The 16998-nt window shown below is 73.0% G+C and carries 17 protein-coding genes; 6 read left to right on the top strand and 11 right to left on the bottom strand.

Annotation, left to right across the window (positions count from 1 at the left end; translation table 11 throughout):
- Position 1: 1 nt before the first annotated feature.
- From ACFWMZ_RS08480 to ACFWMZ_RS08450, 7 genes are all read right to left on the bottom strand, one after another.
- On the bottom strand, positions 2 to 2425 hold the full coding sequence (locus ACFWMZ_RS08480; RefSeq protein ID WP_383200238.1) for a hypothetical protein: 2424 nt from the start codon (positions 2423 to 2425) through the stop codon (positions 2 to 4).
- Between the two features lie 74 nt (positions 2426 to 2499).
- Positions 2500 to 5028, bottom strand: a complete 2529-nt coding sequence (locus ACFWMZ_RS08475; RefSeq protein WP_383200235.1) for an ATP-binding protein — start codon at positions 5026 to 5028, stop codon at positions 2500 to 2502.
- 1 nt (position 5029) lies between these two features.
- Positions 5030 to 5572, bottom strand: coding sequence for a hypothetical protein (locus ACFWMZ_RS08470; protein WP_383200232.1), 543 nt, complete (start codon positions 5570 to 5572; stop codon positions 5030 to 5032).
- Positions 5569 to 5853 carry a hypothetical protein gene (locus tag ACFWMZ_RS08465; RefSeq protein ID WP_383200229.1) on the bottom strand — a complete coding sequence of 95 codons (285 nt, stop codon included), beginning with the start codon at positions 5851 to 5853 and terminating at the stop codon, positions 5569 to 5571. The genes ACFWMZ_RS08470 and ACFWMZ_RS08465 overlap by 4 nt, the downstream gene beginning before the upstream one ends.
- Before the next feature lies 1 nt (position 5854).
- Complete coding sequence (locus tag ACFWMZ_RS08460; protein ID WP_383200226.1) at positions 5855 to 6802, bottom strand: conjugal transfer protein; 948 nt, start codon at positions 6800 to 6802, stop codon at positions 5855 to 5857.
- 71 nt (positions 6803 to 6873) lie between these two features.
- Positions 6874 to 7065: a hypothetical protein gene (locus tag ACFWMZ_RS08455; RefSeq protein WP_383200223.1), complete on the bottom strand. Its 192-nt coding sequence runs from the start codon at positions 7063 to 7065 to the stop codon at positions 6874 to 6876.
- Between the two features lie 128 nt (positions 7066 to 7193).
- Positions 7194 to 8024, bottom strand: a complete 831-nt coding sequence (locus tag ACFWMZ_RS08450) for a hypothetical protein (protein WP_383200220.1) — start codon at positions 8022 to 8024, stop codon at positions 7194 to 7196.
- Positions 8025 to 8436: 412 nt separating this feature from the next.
- Between ACFWMZ_RS08450 and ACFWMZ_RS08445 the strand changes: the two genes are divergently transcribed.
- The 4 genes from ACFWMZ_RS08445 to ACFWMZ_RS08430 all read left to right on the top strand — a co-directional run bounded on the left by ACFWMZ_RS08445 (position 8437) and on the right by ACFWMZ_RS08430 (position 10979).
- Positions 8437 to 8814, top strand: a complete 378-nt coding sequence (locus ACFWMZ_RS08445; RefSeq protein WP_383200217.1) for a hypothetical protein — start codon at positions 8437 to 8439, stop codon at positions 8812 to 8814.
- A 65-nt stretch (positions 8815 to 8879) separates the two neighbouring features.
- Complete coding sequence (locus ACFWMZ_RS08440) at positions 8880 to 9746, top strand: ATP/GTP-binding protein (protein WP_383200214.1); 867 nt, start codon at positions 8880 to 8882, stop codon at positions 9744 to 9746.
- A 330-nt stretch (positions 9747 to 10076) separates the two neighbouring features.
- Positions 10077 to 10619, top strand: a complete 543-nt coding sequence (locus ACFWMZ_RS08435; protein WP_383200211.1) for a hypothetical protein — start codon at positions 10077 to 10079, stop codon at positions 10617 to 10619.
- 225 nt (positions 10620 to 10844) lie between these two features.
- Positions 10845 to 10979, top strand: a complete 135-nt coding sequence (locus ACFWMZ_RS08430; RefSeq protein WP_383200208.1) for a hypothetical protein — start codon at positions 10845 to 10847, stop codon at positions 10977 to 10979.
- Positions 10980 to 11322: 343 nt separating this feature from the next.
- On the opposite strand, the gene ACFWMZ_RS08425 is transcribed toward ACFWMZ_RS08430, so the two are convergent.
- The 4 genes from ACFWMZ_RS08425 to ACFWMZ_RS08410 form a co-directional block, all read right to left on the bottom strand.
- Positions 11323 to 12762, bottom strand: coding sequence for a carotenoid oxygenase family protein (locus ACFWMZ_RS08425; protein WP_383200205.1), 1440 nt, complete (start codon positions 12760 to 12762; stop codon positions 11323 to 11325).
- Positions 12763 to 13309: 547 nt separating this feature from the next.
- Entirely contained in the window at positions 13310 to 13486 is a 177-nt protein-coding gene (locus ACFWMZ_RS08420) for a hypothetical protein (protein ID WP_383171608.1), read from the bottom strand.
- A gap of 216 nt (positions 13487 to 13702) precedes the next feature.
- Entirely contained in the window at positions 13703 to 14839 is a 1137-nt protein-coding gene (locus ACFWMZ_RS08415; protein ID WP_383171606.1) for a polyprenyl synthetase family protein, read from the bottom strand.
- Entirely contained in the window at positions 14836 to 15972 is a 1137-nt protein-coding gene (locus ACFWMZ_RS08410; RefSeq protein WP_383200202.1) for a tetratricopeptide repeat protein, read from the bottom strand. Before ACFWMZ_RS08410 ends, ACFWMZ_RS08415 begins: the two co-directional genes overlap by 4 nt.
- A 311-nt stretch (positions 15973 to 16283) precedes the next feature.
- Between ACFWMZ_RS08410 and ACFWMZ_RS08405 the strand changes: the two genes are divergently transcribed.
- Positions 16284 to 16544 carry a hypothetical protein gene (locus ACFWMZ_RS08405; RefSeq protein WP_383171602.1) on the top strand — a complete coding sequence of 87 codons (261 nt, stop codon included), beginning with the start codon at positions 16284 to 16286 and terminating at the stop codon, positions 16542 to 16544.
- Between the two features lie 2 nt (positions 16545 to 16546).
- Positions 16547 to 16918 (top strand): fic family toxin-antitoxin system, toxin component, encoded by a 372-nt coding sequence (locus tag ACFWMZ_RS08400; RefSeq protein ID WP_383171640.1) that lies wholly within the window; start codon positions 16547 to 16549, stop codon positions 16916 to 16918.
- The last annotated feature ends 80 nt before the right edge of the window (positions 16919 to 16998 follow it).

Below are 16998 nucleotides of genomic sequence, written 5' to 3'. Positions count from 1 at the left end.
TCTACCTCCTCCTCGGCGCCGGCGAGGTGCTGGCCGGGGTGTGGGTCGGCCCGGCCGGGCCCGGCGGGCGGGTGGTTGCTGGCGCTGGGCGGAGGGCGGCGGCGCGGCCCGGGTGGTGCGGATGCGGTGGAGGCGCCGCTGCAGGGCGGCCTGTCCGGGGCTGACCGGTGGCTGGGTGACGCGTGGCGGGGTGTGCCGCGCGTTTCGGCGGGGGCCGGGCTGGGGCCGTGCCCCTCCGGGGGCGGGTGGGTTGCCGGTGCCCCCGCCGGGGTGCTGTCGCTGGGGCGGTACGTAGCGGCCCAGGGGGCGGCGGCCGCGCAGGAGCCGCCCGGCCGAGCGCACGTTGTGGGCGTACTCGCCCGCGAAGTTCTCGACGTCGGGGGGCGTAGCGGGCGTGGACCTGGCCGAGGCGGTCGCCGAGTTGCGCGGCGCCGGTCGTGACGCGTTCGGGTACGGAGGAGATCGCCGCGGTGGCGCGGCGTGCGGCGCGGGGCCCGTACACCGGGAGGCCGAGGGTGGACTGGAGTCCGGCCTTGCCGAGCTTCATGCTGCCGGTGGCCACGGCCTTGGTGGAGCGTACTGCTGCTCGGGCGGTGCCGCCGATGGCTCTGCCGGTGCCCCGGATCAATCGGGTGGTGAGCGCCCGGCTACCGCGGGCGTATCCGTAGGCGCCGCCTCCGGCGGCGAGTGCGCCCAGCATCATGCCGCCGGTGAGCAGGCGCCGGCCGAGGCTGCGTCGGGGGTTGTGGGAGCCGAGGTCGCTCGCGGTTCCGCCGCCGACGAGGCTGGAGCCCACCCGGGAGCGGGCGCGGTGCGACCAGTTCTCGGCGCTGCGCGCCAGCTTTTTGCGGTAGATGAACGCGCCGATGCAGATGAAGTCGATGACGACGAAGCGGACCGTGACGCCGCCGGGGAGGTCTTCCTCGGAGGCGTTGAGGACGGCGGTGAAGACGACGATCAGCACGGCGAGGGTGGCGATCGCGAGGATCATCAGCCAGAGGTAGCGCAGGACGGCCAGGGCCCGGTCGGTCAGCCAGGCCCGTCCTGGGCCCGGCAGTACGCCGATGGCCAGGGCGACCTTGGCGAGCATGGCCTCCTTGGCGAGGCAGAGCTGGGCGTACAGGAACGAGGCGTTGACGACGGTGATGAACGCGCAGGCCAGTAGTGCGGCGACGACCATGAAGAACGCGCCGCCGACCTTGTCCATCGACGCTTTCTTCAGGGCGGCGACGTTGCCCTTGACGCAATCGTCTTCGAATTTCGCGATGGGGCCCTGTGCTTGGAGCTTCTCCTTGACGACGGTGTCGGAGATGTGGGTGATGGCTTCTCCGAGGTCACCGAGGATGTCGCCGATGTACGGCACGTTCTCGCGCACCGCGTTCTTTCCGGCGTCGAGGTGTTCGTCGACCCATTGGAGTAGGACGGCCTGTTCGACGCGGGACTCCTGGAACTTCTCGGCGCACTTCCCTTCGAAGGTCTGTCCGTAGCTGAGGAGCATCGCCGGCCGGACGATGAAGGCGTCGACCAGGGCGTCGGTGATGGGGCGGGAGATCTGGCGGGCCTCGCGGCTTTCCCAGCCGGCTGCTCCCTTCTCGCCGCTGGAGACGGTCGAGGAGAGGTTGCTGTCGGTGTCCACGATCAGTGCGGCGACCTCGACGGCGAGGTCGCGGGCGGTGCCGACGGCGCCCTGGTCCTCGCTGAGGAGCATCTGCGGCGGGGCGGCCAGGACGGTGATAGAGAGCGCCGAGATGAGGAGGGCGGCGCCGGCCTCGGCCCAGCCCTTGGCCCGGCGGCCGAACATCAGGTGCCAGCCGGCGATGAACCCGGCCCAGGTCAGGCACAGGCCGGGGATGCCGATCTGGACCAGCACGTTGGTGTACAGCGCGTCGGAGACGATCAGCGCCGGTTTCAGGAGCAGGCCGGCGAGTTTGAAGGAGAGCGACCAGGCGATGAGGAAGCAGGCGAAGCTGACGGCCCACTTGGAGCCCAGGAAGAGCATTTCGACGAGGAACGCCTGGATCTTGAGGTCCCAGTCCTGCCAGCTGCCGGTGTCGGAGAAGATGCGGTAGGAGCTGACGGGGTTGCCGTAGCGGTCGGTCACCTCGAACGCGGAGAGCACGCCGCCGACGCGCCGGTCGGCCTTGTACTGCTCGATCCGCTTCTGCCAGTCCGCGGCGAACTGCTCCGCCTTGGCCTTCTTCTCTGCCTCGGCCCGCTCCTCGTCCGTCATCTCGTCGCCGGTGCCCGGGCCCAGGCCAGGCGTCTCGGCCGGGGGCGGTGCGGGGTTTCGGGGCGGGAGCAGGCCGGGCGTGGTCGGTTCCAGCCCGGGTTCGTACAGGGGCGGGGACGGGCTGGGGCCGGGGTCGTCGGGGGCGGCGCCCGCGGGGGCCGCGACCAGGAGCGCCGCGACAGCCGCGACGAGCACGCCCGCGAGGCGCCACCGGCGCCCCGGAACCGTCGTCCGCCACCAGGCGCGTATCCTCCTGCCCCCGCGCCGGATCATGCTGCGGCCGCGATCGGCTGGGAGTGGATGTGGGCGGCGGCTTCGGGGTCCGGCGGGATGAGGATCTGCATGCCGCCGATCCGCCCCGTCAGGTCGCGGTGCAGGCACTCGCCGGCGCGCGCGGCCTTGTCCTCGTCGGAGACGGTGATCGGGGACAGCTCCGTCGTCACGACCGACAGCAGCTCGTCGTCGTGGGGATCACAGCCGAGGAACTGCAGCCCGCGCCGGGCGAGGTCAAGGTCGGTGTGGCGGAACAGGAAGCGGCGCGGGATGAGGCCCAAGATCACCTGTCCGACCTCGTTGTCGGCCGGACCGATGTCGTGGGGGTCGTGGCTGCCGACCAGCGCGCCCGCGTTGTGCTTGCGCCCGTCTCTGACGACCTCCAGCAGCAGTTCGCAGCCCTCCGGGCTGGAGGTCAGCCACCAGCATTCGTCCCAGACGACGGCCGTGAACTCCTCGTCGCGCGCGAACGCGATCTTCCGGCAGAGGGCAGCGATCAGGTACATCACGGCCCGCCCGAAGGTCTTCTCGGATTCCAGGCGGTCCAGCCGGGCGCCCTCCAGCTCGCGCTTCTTGGGCAGGGCCAGGGAGGCGACGCTGAACACCACGCTGTCGGCCTCGGACGTGCGCACCACCGGCAGCGTCTCGTCGAACAGCGTCGCCGCGAGGTCCTTGCGCGCCACCGCGGCCAAGCGGCGTGCGACGCGCTTCGCCGCCGGATCGCCCGAACCTCGGTTGGCGAGCTCCTCGGTGAGGACGCGCATGGAGGGGTTGGGCTCGGCGAGCACGTAGGCGACGGCCTCGGACAGCGCGATGCCCTCGTCGTCCATCGGGGAGATGCCCAGCAGCAGGGTGAGGAAAGACTCGGTGAACCGCTGCGCCTCCCGCTTCTCCTCGAAGATCCGCAGGGGGTCCAGGGAGACCGCGGCGGTCGTGTCGATCGTGATGACCTGCGTCTCGCCGGGGCACGCCTGGGCGAATCGGACCCACTCCTGCTTCGGGGTGCGGTCCACGATGACCGCCCGGCCCCGGCTGGCCCGGACGTCCCGGCGGCGGCCGGCCGCCAGGATCGCGTGGACCGCCGCCTTGAGCGCCACGGACTTGCCGGCGCCGAGCTCACCGACGTACGCGGCCGAGCCGGAGGCGTGCTCGCGAGGTGCGCGGGAGAAGTCGGTGTACACGGGCCGGACGCCGCCGCCGGCGAGCTGCAGGCCGTAGAGCGGTCCGCTGGCGTCGCCCAGTTCGGCTCCGGTGAACGGGCTGCTCATGGAGAAGTCGCGGGCGAGGAGGTACTGGGCGTAGCCGGTCATGACGCGTGGGGTGCGGGCGCCGGGCAGCATGCCGTGCCAGAGGTTCTCCATTTCGCCGCGGGGCCGGTCGAAGACGTACTCGTGGCCGCCGAAGTAGCCGGTGAGGTCCTTCGCGCGGCGTTCGGCTTCCTGGGGGGTGTCCTCCCACACGCACAGCGACGTCATCGCGCGTACCTCGACCTCGCTGGCCGAGGAGGTCAGCCGTCCCCGGTATTCGTGGATTCCCTCGTTGGCCTCGTCGACGCCTGACGGCGGCCCCGACGGCTCGCCCTCGTACTCGCTGTACTGGCCGGCCAGTTCTTCGGCCTGGCGGCGGCTCTTGGGCTCGGCGGCGGCGCCGCTCTCCACGGACAGCCGCACCGTCCAGTCGACCGGGTAGGGGAACTGGTCGACGCGGGCCAGGAACTCCGAGCCCGGGAAGACGAACTCCTTCGGCATCTGGCTCAGGCCCAGCAGGCACTGGTAGGAGGTGCCCCACTCCGTGGTCGCCTCCAGCCAGCGCCGGTCGAACCGCGGGCGGGCCGGGCGGCCCTTCCTCTGCCTGTGCTCTGGGAGCCCGCCCTCGGCGAGCACCACCTGGCCGAGGCCGGCCATCCCCCGACCGCGCCCCCTGGTCTTCGGGGCGTCGTCGGGCAGGAGCGGTTCGATGACGCCCCGGCGCGCGCTGTGGCCGTAGATCCACATGATCTCGGCCTCCGTTGCGGGGCGCCGGGTGATGCCGGAGGGCCAGGCGGAGGCGACGTCGGCGGCCTGAGACAGCCGCTCCTGTTCCTGCTGGGCGGTGACCGGGGCGGGCAGCAGCCCCAGCTCCAGCGCGACTTCGGCGCGGGCGGCGCGCAGGGCCTCGACGACGGCCTGCCGCCGGGAAGTGGGGAGCTGGATGGCCAGCCAGTCTGTACGGCCTGTCAGCTCGACCTGCTCCAGCTGGTCCAGCATCGTGTGGGCCAGGGCCTCGTACCGGGGGGATGCTGCGAGGTCGACGGCCGCGGTCATCTTCTCGACCACGGTCGCGGGGTTGATCTGCGGGCACAACGACAGGAGCATGGCCTCGCCGCGGAGCTGCTTGACCAGCGTCTCCACCGTCGCCAGCCGCTCCTTCTTCGCCCTGCGTGACGCATTGACCTGCGCCGATCCCTCGATCCGCCAGATCGCCCACACGCTTCCGTGCAGCGTCCAGATCACGTTGCCGGCCAGGTGCCGGACAGGAACGCGCACGTCACACTCCCTTCTTCGTCCGCGCCGAGAGCAGCGAGCCGGCCGCTGACAGCACGTCCGATGTCCTGGCCGCAGCCGGAACAGGGGCACCGGTGGGCTTCGGGGCCGGGGCGGTCGGTTCGTCGGGGCGCCACGAGACCGTGCAGAGGCCGACGAGGGGGCGGGCCTCGGGCAGGGCTCGCAGCGGGCGGCCGCCGATCCGCCCTGCCGAGGGCGCGCCGATCAGCCCCAGCATGCTGGCGAGGACCGCGAAGGGGTGGCGGCCGTCGATGCGCATGCGCCGGACGACGAGGCCGAGGGCCAACGGCAGGCCCACGGCGATGGCGACGTTGCCCAGCACGCCGAAGCGGGCCCACACCTCTTGGGTGGTGATCAGCAGGATCGCGGTGGTGACGATGACGATGGCCTGGGGGATCGTGTAGGGGCCGCCCCAGAGGCGGCCTCCGCCCGGCAGGCGGCCCATCACCAGGGGGAAGCGGCGGGCGTAGGTGTAGCAGCGCCCGATCAAGATGTCGGGGTCCTCCTCGTGGGGGGCGGTGTTCACGAGTCCGCACCCCAGTCGGTGGAGAAGGGGGCGGCCGAGGCGCCCGTGCGGTCGATGTCTTCGCCCACCTCGTCCCGCAGGAAATCCATGTTGGCGATGCCCCACCAGATCGCCCCGGCCGCGATGCAGGCCAGAAACCCCTTCACCAGCGACTTGGTGGTCAGCCAGACGAAGAGGGCGAATCCGGCGCCGACCAGGGGCGGCAGCAGTACCGTCAGGATTTCGTTCACATCGACGACGAGGAGTTTGGTGCCCTCGATGACGCCGGCCAACTGGTGCATGTCACTTCTCCTTGGTGAGGACGGGGGCCGCGTTCACAGCGGCGATCTCCCAGCGGCCGTCGCGTGCCGTGAGAGTGAGGGCGTAGGTCAGGGGCCGTAGCTGGCGGTCGGGAGCGGCGGCCCAGAGGTCCACGAGCAGCTGCCGGCGTGCCCCTTCCGAGGCCGGCAGATTCCGCCGGTAGTCGCCGCCGAGCTCGGCAAGCTGCGCGACCTCGACCTGGGTGTAAGGGGCGGGCGAGACGGGGCGCAGAGCGGTGCGCGGCGCCAGGTACCGGTCCAGCTCTCCCGCGCCGGCCAGGTAGGCGGAGAAGAAGCGGGCGACCGTGGCGGCCGTCTCGTCCTTGGCGTCGCCCGGGACGGGCGAGCCGTAGTCCAGCTCCACGCTGTCGCCGACCTCGGGCGCGCCGACCTCGGCCGGCAGCGTGGTGGCGACGAAGCCGTCGTCGCCCTCTGCCGAGCGGACCGGCACTTGGAAGTACCGCAGGACCTGGCCGGCCTGTTCGGTGTCGTCGTTGTTCTTCGCCGGCTCCTCGTCGTCGTCCTTCTCCGTGGAAGGTGAGGCGGTGACGCGGGCTGCGACGGTGACGGACCAGTAGCCGGGCGAGACGTGCTCCACCCGTACGGCCGCCAGCTGGTGGGCCTGCTGGGCTCCCGCTTTGGCTTCCAGCGAGATATTTCGCATGTTGGGGAAGTAGCGGGCCAGGGACGCTTCGGTGCCGCGGCCGGCCTCCACGTAGGCGGCCACGTACAGCGCCGCGAATCCGCCCGGTCCCACCGCCTCCCCCGAGGTCGGAGCGGCCTTGGCGGGGGCCGGCGCCGCTTGGGGCGCTTCGCTGGACAGCCGGATGTGGGCGCCGACGCTCAGGAGTACGCCGAGGAGCAGCAGCAGCCAGGCGCTCCACCGCAGAACCGTGGACAGGTTGGCCAGGGCCCCGGAGGAGACGGTCACCCATCCGCCTTCGGTGCCGGTTTCCGGCGTCCTCGGGATGGGCCGGTCGCCGCCGGGGGACCTGCGGCGCCTCATCGCAGCTGCCCGATCGTCGACCTGTGCGTCTCAGCGGGCAGCGCGCAGAAGCGGTGGAAAGCGGCCTGGACCGGCTCCGCCTTCTTGAGGTAGGCGAGCATCGCCTCGACCACGTCCGGCGAGAACGGGCAGACCTCCAGCAGCGCGCTCAGTTCCTTGAGCTCGCGTCGTGCGTCTATCAGCAGCACGACGTCTTCCCTGGCTTCAGCCGCATTCGCCATGGCCTTCCTTCTTTCATCGCGCCATCTCCGACGTACGGCTGCGCAGGGAGCTGGGGGACGGGAAACCGGACCGCCGATCGCGAACTTTTTTTTGGTCATGCCGCCTGGGCCATGCCGGTCGCGATCGCGCGGAGCCGGGAAACGGTGCGACTACGCCGCTTGAGCCAGGCCGCCGGCGAGACTCCGGCCTGCTCAGCCGCCTCGCGGGCGCCTTCACGTGCCTCGGAGGCGATGGCGCGTGCCCGGTCGATGTCGACGAGCCCGGCGGTCACTCCCCACACCAGGAGCTCCAGCAGTTCCGCGCGGGCGCCGGAGACGGAGTCCGGGTTCTCGGACAGGACATGGTGGGCCTGGGCCGCGAGGAGCCGCCGGTTCGCCTCCTCGGCGACGTCCTGGTCGCCGGGGAGCGCAGCCAGTTCCGGCGCCCAGGTCACGCCAGCCGGCTCGGCGTCAGCCTGGAGCTCGCGGCTGGCCCGGTGGAGCGTCTCCAACTTGAGGTTGGCGGCGAACCGCTGCGGGCGTGAGGCCGGGTAGGTGCGCACCACCTGGTAGAGGCTGGCGACCACCACCTGGCCGACCACGTCGAAGTCGCGCTCCGGGCGCAGGAGGCTCTGGGTCAGCCGCACGGCGGCCGGGAGCATCGCCTGAACCACCACGCGCGCGGCCAGCTGGGCGTCGGGGCCGGTACCGACGGCGATACGAATCAGGGCGGCCAGCCACCGGTCGCTGTGCTGGCGCCCCTTCGAGCGGTCACGGTGCGCCAGTTCCGCCAGGAGGTCGTCCAGATGGTCGGGCGCCTCGCCCGCCCCGAAGATGCCAGCGGCGGTCAGCCACCGGCCGACCGTCGACGCGGTCGACGGCTCGGCGCACACCAGCGCCCACTCGGCGTTCAGTTCCACAAAGACGCGCTGCTCGACGACTTCCACGACACGACTCCTTGTTCGGATTCCGTGCCCTGGACTCTCGTCACCGCCTCTGACCCAGAGGCCGACCCGATCACCTGAATGCGCAGGTCAGACGGTTGCCCAAACGCGGTGGCGGTGAGCAGGCGCCGTGGGTCAGCGGTTGGGTCCGCAGCTCTGGCGCACAGCCGGCCGGGGCGGGCAGCTACCGTGGGGCGCGTCGTGATCGCGAGTGATCGAGGGGGATGCGCCCATGAGAATGCGGCGATCAGCAGCAGGAGCAGGGGCCGCCGCGCTCGCGGCGGTACTGGTCGTCGGATGCGCGGGGACCGACAAGCAGGACGCGGCGCCGGCCGCCAGCTCGTCCGCACCGGCCTCACCGTCGACTGACCCGGACGCTGCCGAGAAGCGCGCGGTGTTGAGGGCGTACAAGGAGATGACGACCGCGGAGGCGCGGACGTACGCCACGGCCAAGCTCGACCCGGAGCTGGAGAAGTTCGCGGGGCATAAGGCGCTTGCCGACATCAGCGCGACGCTCTTCTACCACCAGCAGCAGAAGACGGTCATGCGCGGGACCGTCGAGCGCGACCCGAAGGTCGTGAAGCTCGACCTGGATGCTGACCCGGCGAAGGCGAAGGTGGAGGACTGCGCCGACTCCAGCAAGTACGACGAGGTGGATGCGGAGACGGGGAAGGTGCGGGAGCTGTCGAGTTCCGGGCCCCGTCGGCACCTGGTGACGTCGGAGGCGGTTCAGGACAAGGCGGGCGCCTGGATGTTCACGACGTACACGATCAAGCGGGGGCAGTCGTGCTGAGGGCGCGCCGTACAGCGGCCGTCTGCGGCGGCCTGGCTCTGGTACTGACGGCACCGGTCCAAGCGGTGGCCGAGGGACCGGGCGGCGGGGTGCAGTGCCCTCCGACGAAGCTGGACTGCGACCTGTCCGCGACGGATCCCGGCAGCGGCGGGGACAACAAGCCGGGCAAACCCGCCGACGATGGGGGCAGTGGTGGCGGCGGTTCGAAGGGCTGCGACATCGATGGAGAGAAGGTCCCCTGCTCGTCGGAACTGGGGCAGTTCAACGCCGCCGATTCGTGCTACTGGCGCGTGCTGGATCCCCAGCCGACAGACCCTGCACGGTACGAACATGCGGCTGGGGTGCCCGACGGCTGGGAGCCGGGGGACCCCGGCAAGCTGTACAACGTGACGTGCCCGGGGGCGGAGCGGCAGCTCATGGGTGGGCTGACGTTCTCAGAGGAAGGCCCGGAGGGGCCGGCCGTCGATCCTGAGGTCCTCGCCCGTGAGGCGATGGAGAAGCTGACGCTGCGCCCGCCGAGCATCGCCTCGCCCCGTGGCGACGGGAAGTACCTGGTCGGCATGCCGATGTGGATGTGGGTGGACCGGTCCGCCTCGACGTGGGGGCCGACCTCGGAGTCGGCGTCGGCGGGCGGCGTGACCGTGACCGCAACCGCGACGGTCGACCGCCTGGTCTGGAAGATGGGCGACGGCACCTCGGTGACCTGCAACGACCCCGGCACCCCCTACACCAAGGACCAGGGCATGAAGGCGTCCCCGACCTGCGGGCACCGGTACGAGAAGCCGGGCGGCCACACGGTCGAGGTGACCGCTCACTGGGATGTCGACTGGGAGGTCACCAGCGGCGGCGCGGACAGCGGCACCCTCACGACCACGCGGTCCAACGAGGCCGCCGTAAACCTGCATGAGGCCAAGGCGCTGAACACCCGCTGACCCGCTGGTCAAAGCCGAGAGCGGGCGCAGGGCCGGAGGCTTGTGCCCCCTCTCGGCGGCGACTTCGGCGTGAGGCCAGCGTCCGGAGTTCTGGGTTGAGCACGGAGACGGTGCGGGGTGCAGGATGCCGCCTCCCCTCGAAGGGGCCCTCAGGGGCCCGCGTATCGTGTCTGGCCCATCACCCCACGGGAGTGCGAAAAGACTATACGTGTCCGGTCCTTGTCCATCGCCTGCCTCGCGGGGGTGTCGCTCCTCCTCGCCGGTTGCGGAGGAGCGGCCGACTCCGGCGACGACAAGGCGAGCACTCGTACGGGTGATACCCCGACGAGCGTGACGCCGAGCCCGGAGACGTCCACTCCCCCGCCGGGGCCCGAGATGAAGCTGCCGGCCGACCTCAAGGTCACCTTCGAGAAGACGACGCTGAAAGACCCGGATCAGGCAGCTGCGCTCCGCGACGCCCAGCTCTACGCCAAGTCCACCGTCGTCGGCATCGCCGAGCAGGACCCGAAGTCGAAGGCGGCCCGCTACTACTCCGTGCCCGGCAGCCAGGCCGAGGAGTACGCGCAGTACCGGATCGGCGTGTACGCCCAGGAGGGCCTGACCATGGTCGGCGAGCGGCGGCACAGCCGCGCCGAGGTGCGACCGGCGGACGGAAAGAAGGACGGGAAGGACGGGTACACCGTCACGTTCTGCAGCGACGAGAGCAAGGTGGCGGGGAAGCACATCGGGAGCGGCGAGACCTTCACCACCGATCCTGGCCCGATGAACCTGTGGCACTGGACGCTCGACATGGTGCCCTCACCCAAGGTCGACGGCCTGTGGCTGACCAAGAAGGCCATCGTGAAGGGTCGAGCGTCTGCCGAGTGCGGCTGACCGGCACCGGGCAGGTCGCCGTCGCGGCCGGTGGTTCCCTGGCGTCCAGTCCGCATACCGCGGCGACCTTGTCCGGCGGCCACGCGACGCCGGATAGGGTCGCCGGACCGGGCGAGGGCTTGGGGGGACATGGGCAACCTAGAGCCGTTCAAGTTGCGGCAGGCCCGGGACAAGAGCGGGCGCTTGATCTCGGCCTGTCAGATCGGTCAGAGGCCGGAGCCCTTCGTGCGCTCGCTGCGCTGCCCGTACTGCGAGCACGAGGTCACCGCCCAGCCCGAGCAGCCCCGCATCTCCACCAAGGGCAAGCCCTTCACCTGGGCACCGGGGCGCCCGGGGAGCTGTACGACACGGAGTGTCTGAGCGGGCTCGAACGCCGCCGTCCCTGGCTGTCCCTGGCTGTCCGTGGTGCCGGTGGCAGGCGGGGCGGCGGGCGGTGCGGCGTACGAGCGGCCGGCCGCCGCGGTGGTGCGGAGTGCCGTTCCGGCGGGGGGTCGTGTGCTGCTCTCGGGGCCGCCCGCGATGGTCCGTACGGTGAAGGAGGCCCTCGCCCGGGGCGGGGCGGCCGCCGAGGATGTGCGACACGATCCGCTCCCGACCGGGACCGAGTTCTCGCGGGCCCCGTCGGGTATGGCGGGGGCGCACGGCGCGCCGACGGGTGCGGGGCAGCCGGTGCCGTCCTGAGCCGGTGTCTGCCGGGCGGGGCTCATTCCTCGGTGGGCAGCCAGGTGCCGTGCAGACCGAGGGGGACGCGGACGGGGATGCGGACGCGGGCTACGGGCCCCTGGGCGGGGTCGGAGGCCGGGAGGACGAGTAGCCAGCTCGTGTGGTCGGTGCGGTCGGTGGCGTAGGTCAGCCAGTGGCCATCGGTGCTGTCGTGCGTGCCGGGTGTCGGGGCGAAGACGGGCTCGCCAACGGAGAGGTCTCCGGCCGCCCAGAGGCGGCTGGAGGCGGTGCCGTCCTCGAGGTCGTACCAGCGCAGGGCGTCGTACTCGCCCGGGAGAAGCCCCTCGGTGCGGCCGCTGCCGGCCGCGGTGGCGAGGTGGCGGTGGGGGCGGCCGATGCCGCGGTCGTCGATGCGGGGCAGTTCCACGCGGGTGTCGTCGAGCTGGGTGCGGCGGACCGTGCCGGCGGCCGGGTCGATGACGGCGCGGGTCAGGCCGCTGTGCGCGCCGTGTGCGGCCGGGCCGGGTTCGGGGCTCTGGCCCAGGGAGAGGGCGGGCCACTGGACGTAGTCGAGGACGACGCGGCCCTCGTCGGGGGTGTCGTAGGCGTTGACGGTGTGCCAGAGCCAGAACGCCTCGTCGTCGGCCCAGCGGACGGGCCCTCCGTCGCGGGGGATCAGGGCGACGCGGGTGCCGCGTTCGGGGCGCCAGGCGAGGAACGAGCCGCCCTTCATGGCGGCGTCGAGGTCGAAGACCGCCGGGGCGAGGACGAGGACGAGGTAGCGGCTGGTCAGGGCCATGTCGTGGATCATCCGGGGGTCCTCGACGCCGTCCACGGGGGTGGGACCGCGGCTGACGGTGCCGTCGGGGGCGATGACGGACCAGGTCAGGTACGGGGGTTCGAGGGCGTAGCAGAATACCGTCATCTCGCCGGTCACCGGATCGATCTTGGGGTGGGCGGTGATGCCGGCGGGCAGGCCGCCGTCGAAGGTCTCCTTGCCGAGGGTGTCCAACTCGGGGCTCATGCGGTACGGGCAGTCGGACTCGGCGAGGGCGAGGAGGCGTCCGGCGTGCTGGACGACGTTGATGTCGGGGAGCGGTTTGAAGTTGTTCGCCAGCTCCTCGCCGACCTGGTCCGGGCCGGGCATGATCAGGGATTCGACGCCGCCCCACAGGGCGCGGCCCGCCTTCTCCTCCGCACGCATGGCGGGGGTGCGCACGAAGCGGTTGCGGTAGCGGGCCCTGCCCTGCGAGAGCCGGACGCCGTGGATCATGCCGTCGCCGTCGATCGGGTACAGGTAGCTACCGATCGGGGTGAAACGGGGATTGGGGCCGTTGCGCAGGTAAACGCCGTCCAAGCCCTCGGGGAGCTCGCCGACGACGTGCAGGTCCGCCTCGTCGACCTCCTCGGTGACGGGGGCGAACCGGCCGTTGAGGTGGGCGACGCGGGTGGGGTCGAAGGGGGCGTGGTGGCTGGTCATGTGTTCCTCCCGGCGGGGGCTCGTTCACCGTCCACGTCCTCGCCCGCGTGCCGTCCCCGCCGGGGAGGCTGGTGAGGACGCACTCCCGGCGCGCCCCGAGTCCCCGCAGCGCCCGCGCCGGTGCTTCGGCGTGCGTGGCGGCACCCTGGTCGGCCGTCTCCGCGAAGAGGCGTTCAGCGCCGGCGCGGTGGCGAACAGGAGACGTCCGGTGACCGGCCCGGTGCCGTAGGGCCGGTGGACGGCTCCGCCCCGCACGAACCGCCTGCTCCTCCGGGCGGAGCGTGACCGTCTCCGCGTCCAAGTCCAGGCTCGGTTCGCCCTCCAGGACGCGGAAGGCCTCCTCGTGCCGCTCGTGGACGGGCGGTCGCGGGCCCGGGGCGCCGGGGGCGTGGGAGTACACGGTCAGCGAGTACGCGCCGCCGGTCGCACCGCCGTCGATCTTCGCGGTCATCGGTGCGCCGGTCGGGCCGGGGGAAGGTTCTGCCCCGGCCTGGGCCGCCGGTTCGGGCGGGACGCGCCGGGCCTCGTGCCGGGTCGCGGCGGCGGGCTACTCCTCGTAGTCCTCCGGTTTCACGTCCGCCTCCTCGAGGGCCTCGCCCATGGTGCGGCTCTCGCCCTGCTGGTCGTCCGGGCGGTCCTCCTGCGGCCGCTTCTGCTCGATGTCCCCTTCGGCGGCCGGGTCGGTCTTGGGTGTCTTCTCGCGGTTCTCCTCGGGCACGCTCATACGGCGTTCTCCTCGCACGGGTCGGCTCTCTTCGGTTCGCCGTCGGCCGGCCGCCACCGGGCGGGACCCGGCGGTGCGGGTCCCGGTGCTCCGGCCGCGCGGCGCGGGGCGGCCGGGCTCGGCCGCCGCCCTGAACCGATGGTACTTCCATCGTGCGGGAGACGGAGGATCTCCGCACCAGGGCGGGGGGCCTGGCGCGAGTCGGCGGGTCCGCGGTCACCAGGTGCGGTCGAGGAGGGAGGTGAGGAGCGCGTCCAGGTCCCGGGCGGCCTCCGGGTCCGGCCGTGCGGCGCGCAGGCAGGTGCGGGCCGCGTCGAGGTGGGCGCTGGCCTCGGCGCGGGTGGCGGCGCGTCCGCCCGCCTCGTCGACGAGCGCGGCGGCGCGGGCCGCGGTAGCGCCCCGCAGGGGCTTGGCGCAGTTCAGGAGCGCGGCCAGTTCGCGGCGCGCGGGCCCGGTCGTGGCCAGCGCGGCGAGGACGGGGTACGTCTTCTTGCGCTGTCGCAGGTCGCCGTGGACGGGCTTGCCGGTGACCGCGGGGTCGCCCCAGATGCCGAGCAGGTCGTCCACGGCCTGGAAGGCGACGCCCAGATGGCGGCCCGCCCGGTCCAGAGCGGCGACCGTCTTCGCCGGGGCCCCGCCCAGTTCGGCGCCGAGCGCGGCGGCGCAGCCGAGGAGCGCGCCGGTCTTGTGCTCGGCCATGTCCCGGTATTCGGCCACGTCGACGGCGTCGGCGCCGGTCCAGGGCCGCTCCTCGAACCGCAGGTCGTCGGCCTGGCCCCGGACCAGCGCGGTCAGCGTCCGGGACAGGTGGCGCACCGCCGCGGGCGCCCGGTCGCCGGGTGCTTCGGCGAGGCTCTGCACGGCGAGGGCGTGGAGGGCGTCCCCGGCCAGGACGGCGGGGCCGACGCCGTAGGCGCGCCAGAGCGCGGGGCGCCGGCGCCGTACCGGGTCGCCGTCCATGATGTCGTCGTGCAGCAGGGAGAAGGTGTGCACCAGCTCCACGGCGACCGCCGCGGGGACGGCGGCCGTGGAGTGCGCGCCGACCGCCTCGGCGGCCAGGACGGCGAGGGCCTGCCGGACGCCTTTGCCGCCGGACGCCGCGGGGTCGGGGGCGCCGCCCGGGTCGCGCCAGCCGAGTGCGTAGGCCGCCATCTCCGCGGTCCACGCGTCGAGGTGGCCGACGGCCTCGACCAGGGCGGGGCGGGTCAGCTCGCGGCAGCGTGCCAGGGCTGCGGCGGCCCGGGCGGTGTCCGGGGGCGGCGGGGGCGCCGTGGCCCTGCGGCCCGGTGCGGGGAGGGGGGCCTCGCGGAGGTCGGGGGCGAGGGCCGAGGAGGTCCGGGCGGCGCGGCTCATCGCAGGCCGGCCACGTCGGTGGCGCGGAGCGCTTCGGCGCGGTAGGCGGGCGCCGCCGTCCGGGGGCCCGGTCCGGGCAGCTGTCCCACCCCCAGTTCGGCCGCCGCCTTGTCCACCATGTCGCGGGCGTGGTGGAGCCCTGACCGGTCGAGCTGGTCGCGCAGTTCGGCCAGTTCCGCGGCGGTCTCGGCGGTGTCGCGGCCCAGCCGGGCGAGTGCTTTGGCCAGCCCCAGCCGGGAGAGGGCCGTGCCCCGGGGTTCGGCCATGTCGCGGAACTGGGCCAGTGCCCGCGTGTACAGGTCGCGGGCCTGCGCGTAATGCCCGGCCCGGTAGTGGACGTTGGCGCGCATCTTGTGGTTGAAGGCCAGCGCGCCGCGCAGGTCCATCTCGCGGCAGGCGGTCTCGGCCCGGGTGAGCAGCGACAGGGCCTGCTCCACGTCGCCGTCGCGTACCGAGACGATGTCGGCCATGCCGCGCAGCGCCCAGGCCCAGCCCCGCCGGTCCTCGGCGCGGTCGGCGATCTCGGCGGCCTCCTCGAAGAGGGCGTAGGCGCGGTCGTAGGAGCCGGTGTTCCGGTGCATCTGGGCGATGCCCTCCAGCGCCCACACCGTGTGCCGGGCCTCGCCGCGTCGGCGGGCCTCGGCGAGGAGCTGCTCGTGGAGTTCCTCCACGTCCGCGTAGTCGCCCTGGATGCGTCCGGTCTCGGCGAGCCCGGCGAGGGAGTAGCCGCGTACGACGATGTCGCCGCCGCGCTCGCCCCATTCGGCCGCCAACGCCAGGAGCCGGTAGGCCAGGCGGAACGCGCCGCGCTGCCGGGCGAGGGTGCCGCCGCTCCACAGTGCCCAGGCCATCGCCCCGGCGTGGCCCGCGGTGCGGGCGGTCCGGTAGCCGGCCTTCCACGCCCGGTCGGCCTCGGCCGTCCTGCCGAGCCGCCGGCATGCCTCGGCGACGGCGAGTTGGCAGCGCGCCGTCTCCCGGAGGTCCCCGGCGGCTTCGGCGGCGCGCAGCTCCTCGATGCCCCGGGCGAGCACGTCGGTCAGCGACGCGTTCACGGACAGGGTCCCGAGCGCGCCCTGGTACTCCGGCGCCGATGCCTTCCCCGCGTCCGCCACCTGCTCCGCCAGACCTGTCATCAGGTCCACCTCCGGTTCACTCGCTGCCGATCATGACAATGGCCAAGACGCCTGCGGGCGTGGGTGGTTCCGAGAACGGAGCGATCTCCTCCGCCGAGTGGGCGGCGGGTCATCCTCAAGTGCTAGGCGGAGGGACGGGATGGCACCGGGGATGTACGTCCGGGGTGGCGGGGTGGCCGGCGGGGGTACGGCGCATCGGGCGGGCTGGAAGGGGGGCGCGGGTCCGGGTGGCCGCGCCGGTTCCGGACCGGGGCGGTATGCGGATCGCCGGGGGGCCCGCACCGCTGCTACCACCCTGCTACCTTTTCTTCATGAGTACTGACAGGAAGCAGACGCAGCTCCGCCTGGCGCCGGACGTCCTCGCCTCCGGCAAGGAGGCCGCCGCCGCCCGCGGCCTCGACTTCAACCGGTACGTCGAACGCCTCATCGCCGAGGACACCACCGGGGCCCGCGCGGCGGGCATGGCCGCCGCGCAGCGCCTCATCGACCTGCACGGGGACTTCCTCGACGGTCTGGAGGAGGCCCTCGACGCCCAGCACGCGCCCGCGGCCGGCCGGGGTGCCGCTGCGTGAGCATGGCCCTGCACGTCGACCTCTCCTGGATCCTGGAGGTCGCCGAACGCGCGGGCCACGGCGATCCCGCACCCGACGATCTCGGCGTCCCCCTGGCCGCCGTCGCCCGCCACCACGCGGAGCTCCTGGAGCAGCCGGTGTACGGCGGCCCCTACGCCCGCGCCGCCGCCCTGGTCCACACCCTGGGCCGGTGCCGCTGGCTGGAGCACTCCAACCTCACCGTGGCCTGCGCGGTCGCCGTCATGTACCTCGACGCCAGCGGCATCCCGGTGGCGCCCACCCGGGATCAGCTCAGCGCCCTCGCCCAGGAGTTGTACGACCCGCGGAGCACGGTCGCCCGCGTCTCGGAGCTGCTGCGCGGCTGGCGTCCCTGACCCGGGGCTCGCCGGGGTCCCCCTCACCCTCACCCGATGGCAGCAACCAGCCAGGCCCCCGCCCGGCCGCCGTGGTCGAC

The sequence above is a fragment of the Streptomyces sp. NPDC058373 genome, from assembly GCF_042723275.1.
GTDB lineage: Bacteria > Actinomycetota > Actinomycetes > Streptomycetales > Streptomycetaceae > Streptomyces.
The sequence above is the reverse complement of the archived record's forward strand: the minus strand, read 5'-3'. Positions and strand labels throughout refer to the sequence as shown.

What these genes read in the sequence shown, in the direction of transcription:
- ACFWMZ_RS08465 (WP_383200229.1), bottom strand. Translation starts at nt 5,853, where the DNA reads ATGCACCAGTTGGCCGGCGTCATCGAGGGCACCAAACTCCTCGTCGTC.
- ACFWMZ_RS08445 (WP_383200217.1), top strand. Translation starts at nt 8,437, where the DNA reads ATGACGACCGCGGAGGCGCGGACGTACGCCACGGCCAAGCTCGACCCG.
- ACFWMZ_RS08425 (WP_383200205.1), bottom strand. Translation starts at nt 12,762, where the DNA reads ATGACCAGCCACCACGCCCCCTTCGACCCCACCCGCGTCGCCCACCTC.
- ACFWMZ_RS08420 (WP_383171608.1), bottom strand. Translation starts at nt 13,486, where the DNA reads ATGAGCGTGCCCGAGGAGAACCGCGAGAAGACACCCAAGACCGACCCG.
- ACFWMZ_RS08415 (WP_383171606.1), bottom strand. Translation starts at nt 14,839, where the DNA reads ATGAGCCGCGCCGCCCGGACCTCCTCGGCCCTCGCCCCCGACCTCCGC.
- ACFWMZ_RS08410 (WP_383200202.1), bottom strand. Translation starts at nt 15,972, where the DNA reads ATGACAGGTCTGGCGGAGCAGGTGGCGGACGCGGGGAAGGCATCGGCG.
- ACFWMZ_RS08405 (WP_383171602.1), top strand. Translation starts at nt 16,284, where the DNA reads ATGAGTACTGACAGGAAGCAGACGCAGCTCCGCCTGGCGCCGGACGTC.
- ACFWMZ_RS08400 (WP_383171640.1), top strand. Translation starts at nt 16,547, where the DNA reads ATGGCCCTGCACGTCGACCTCTCCTGGATCCTGGAGGTCGCCGAACGC.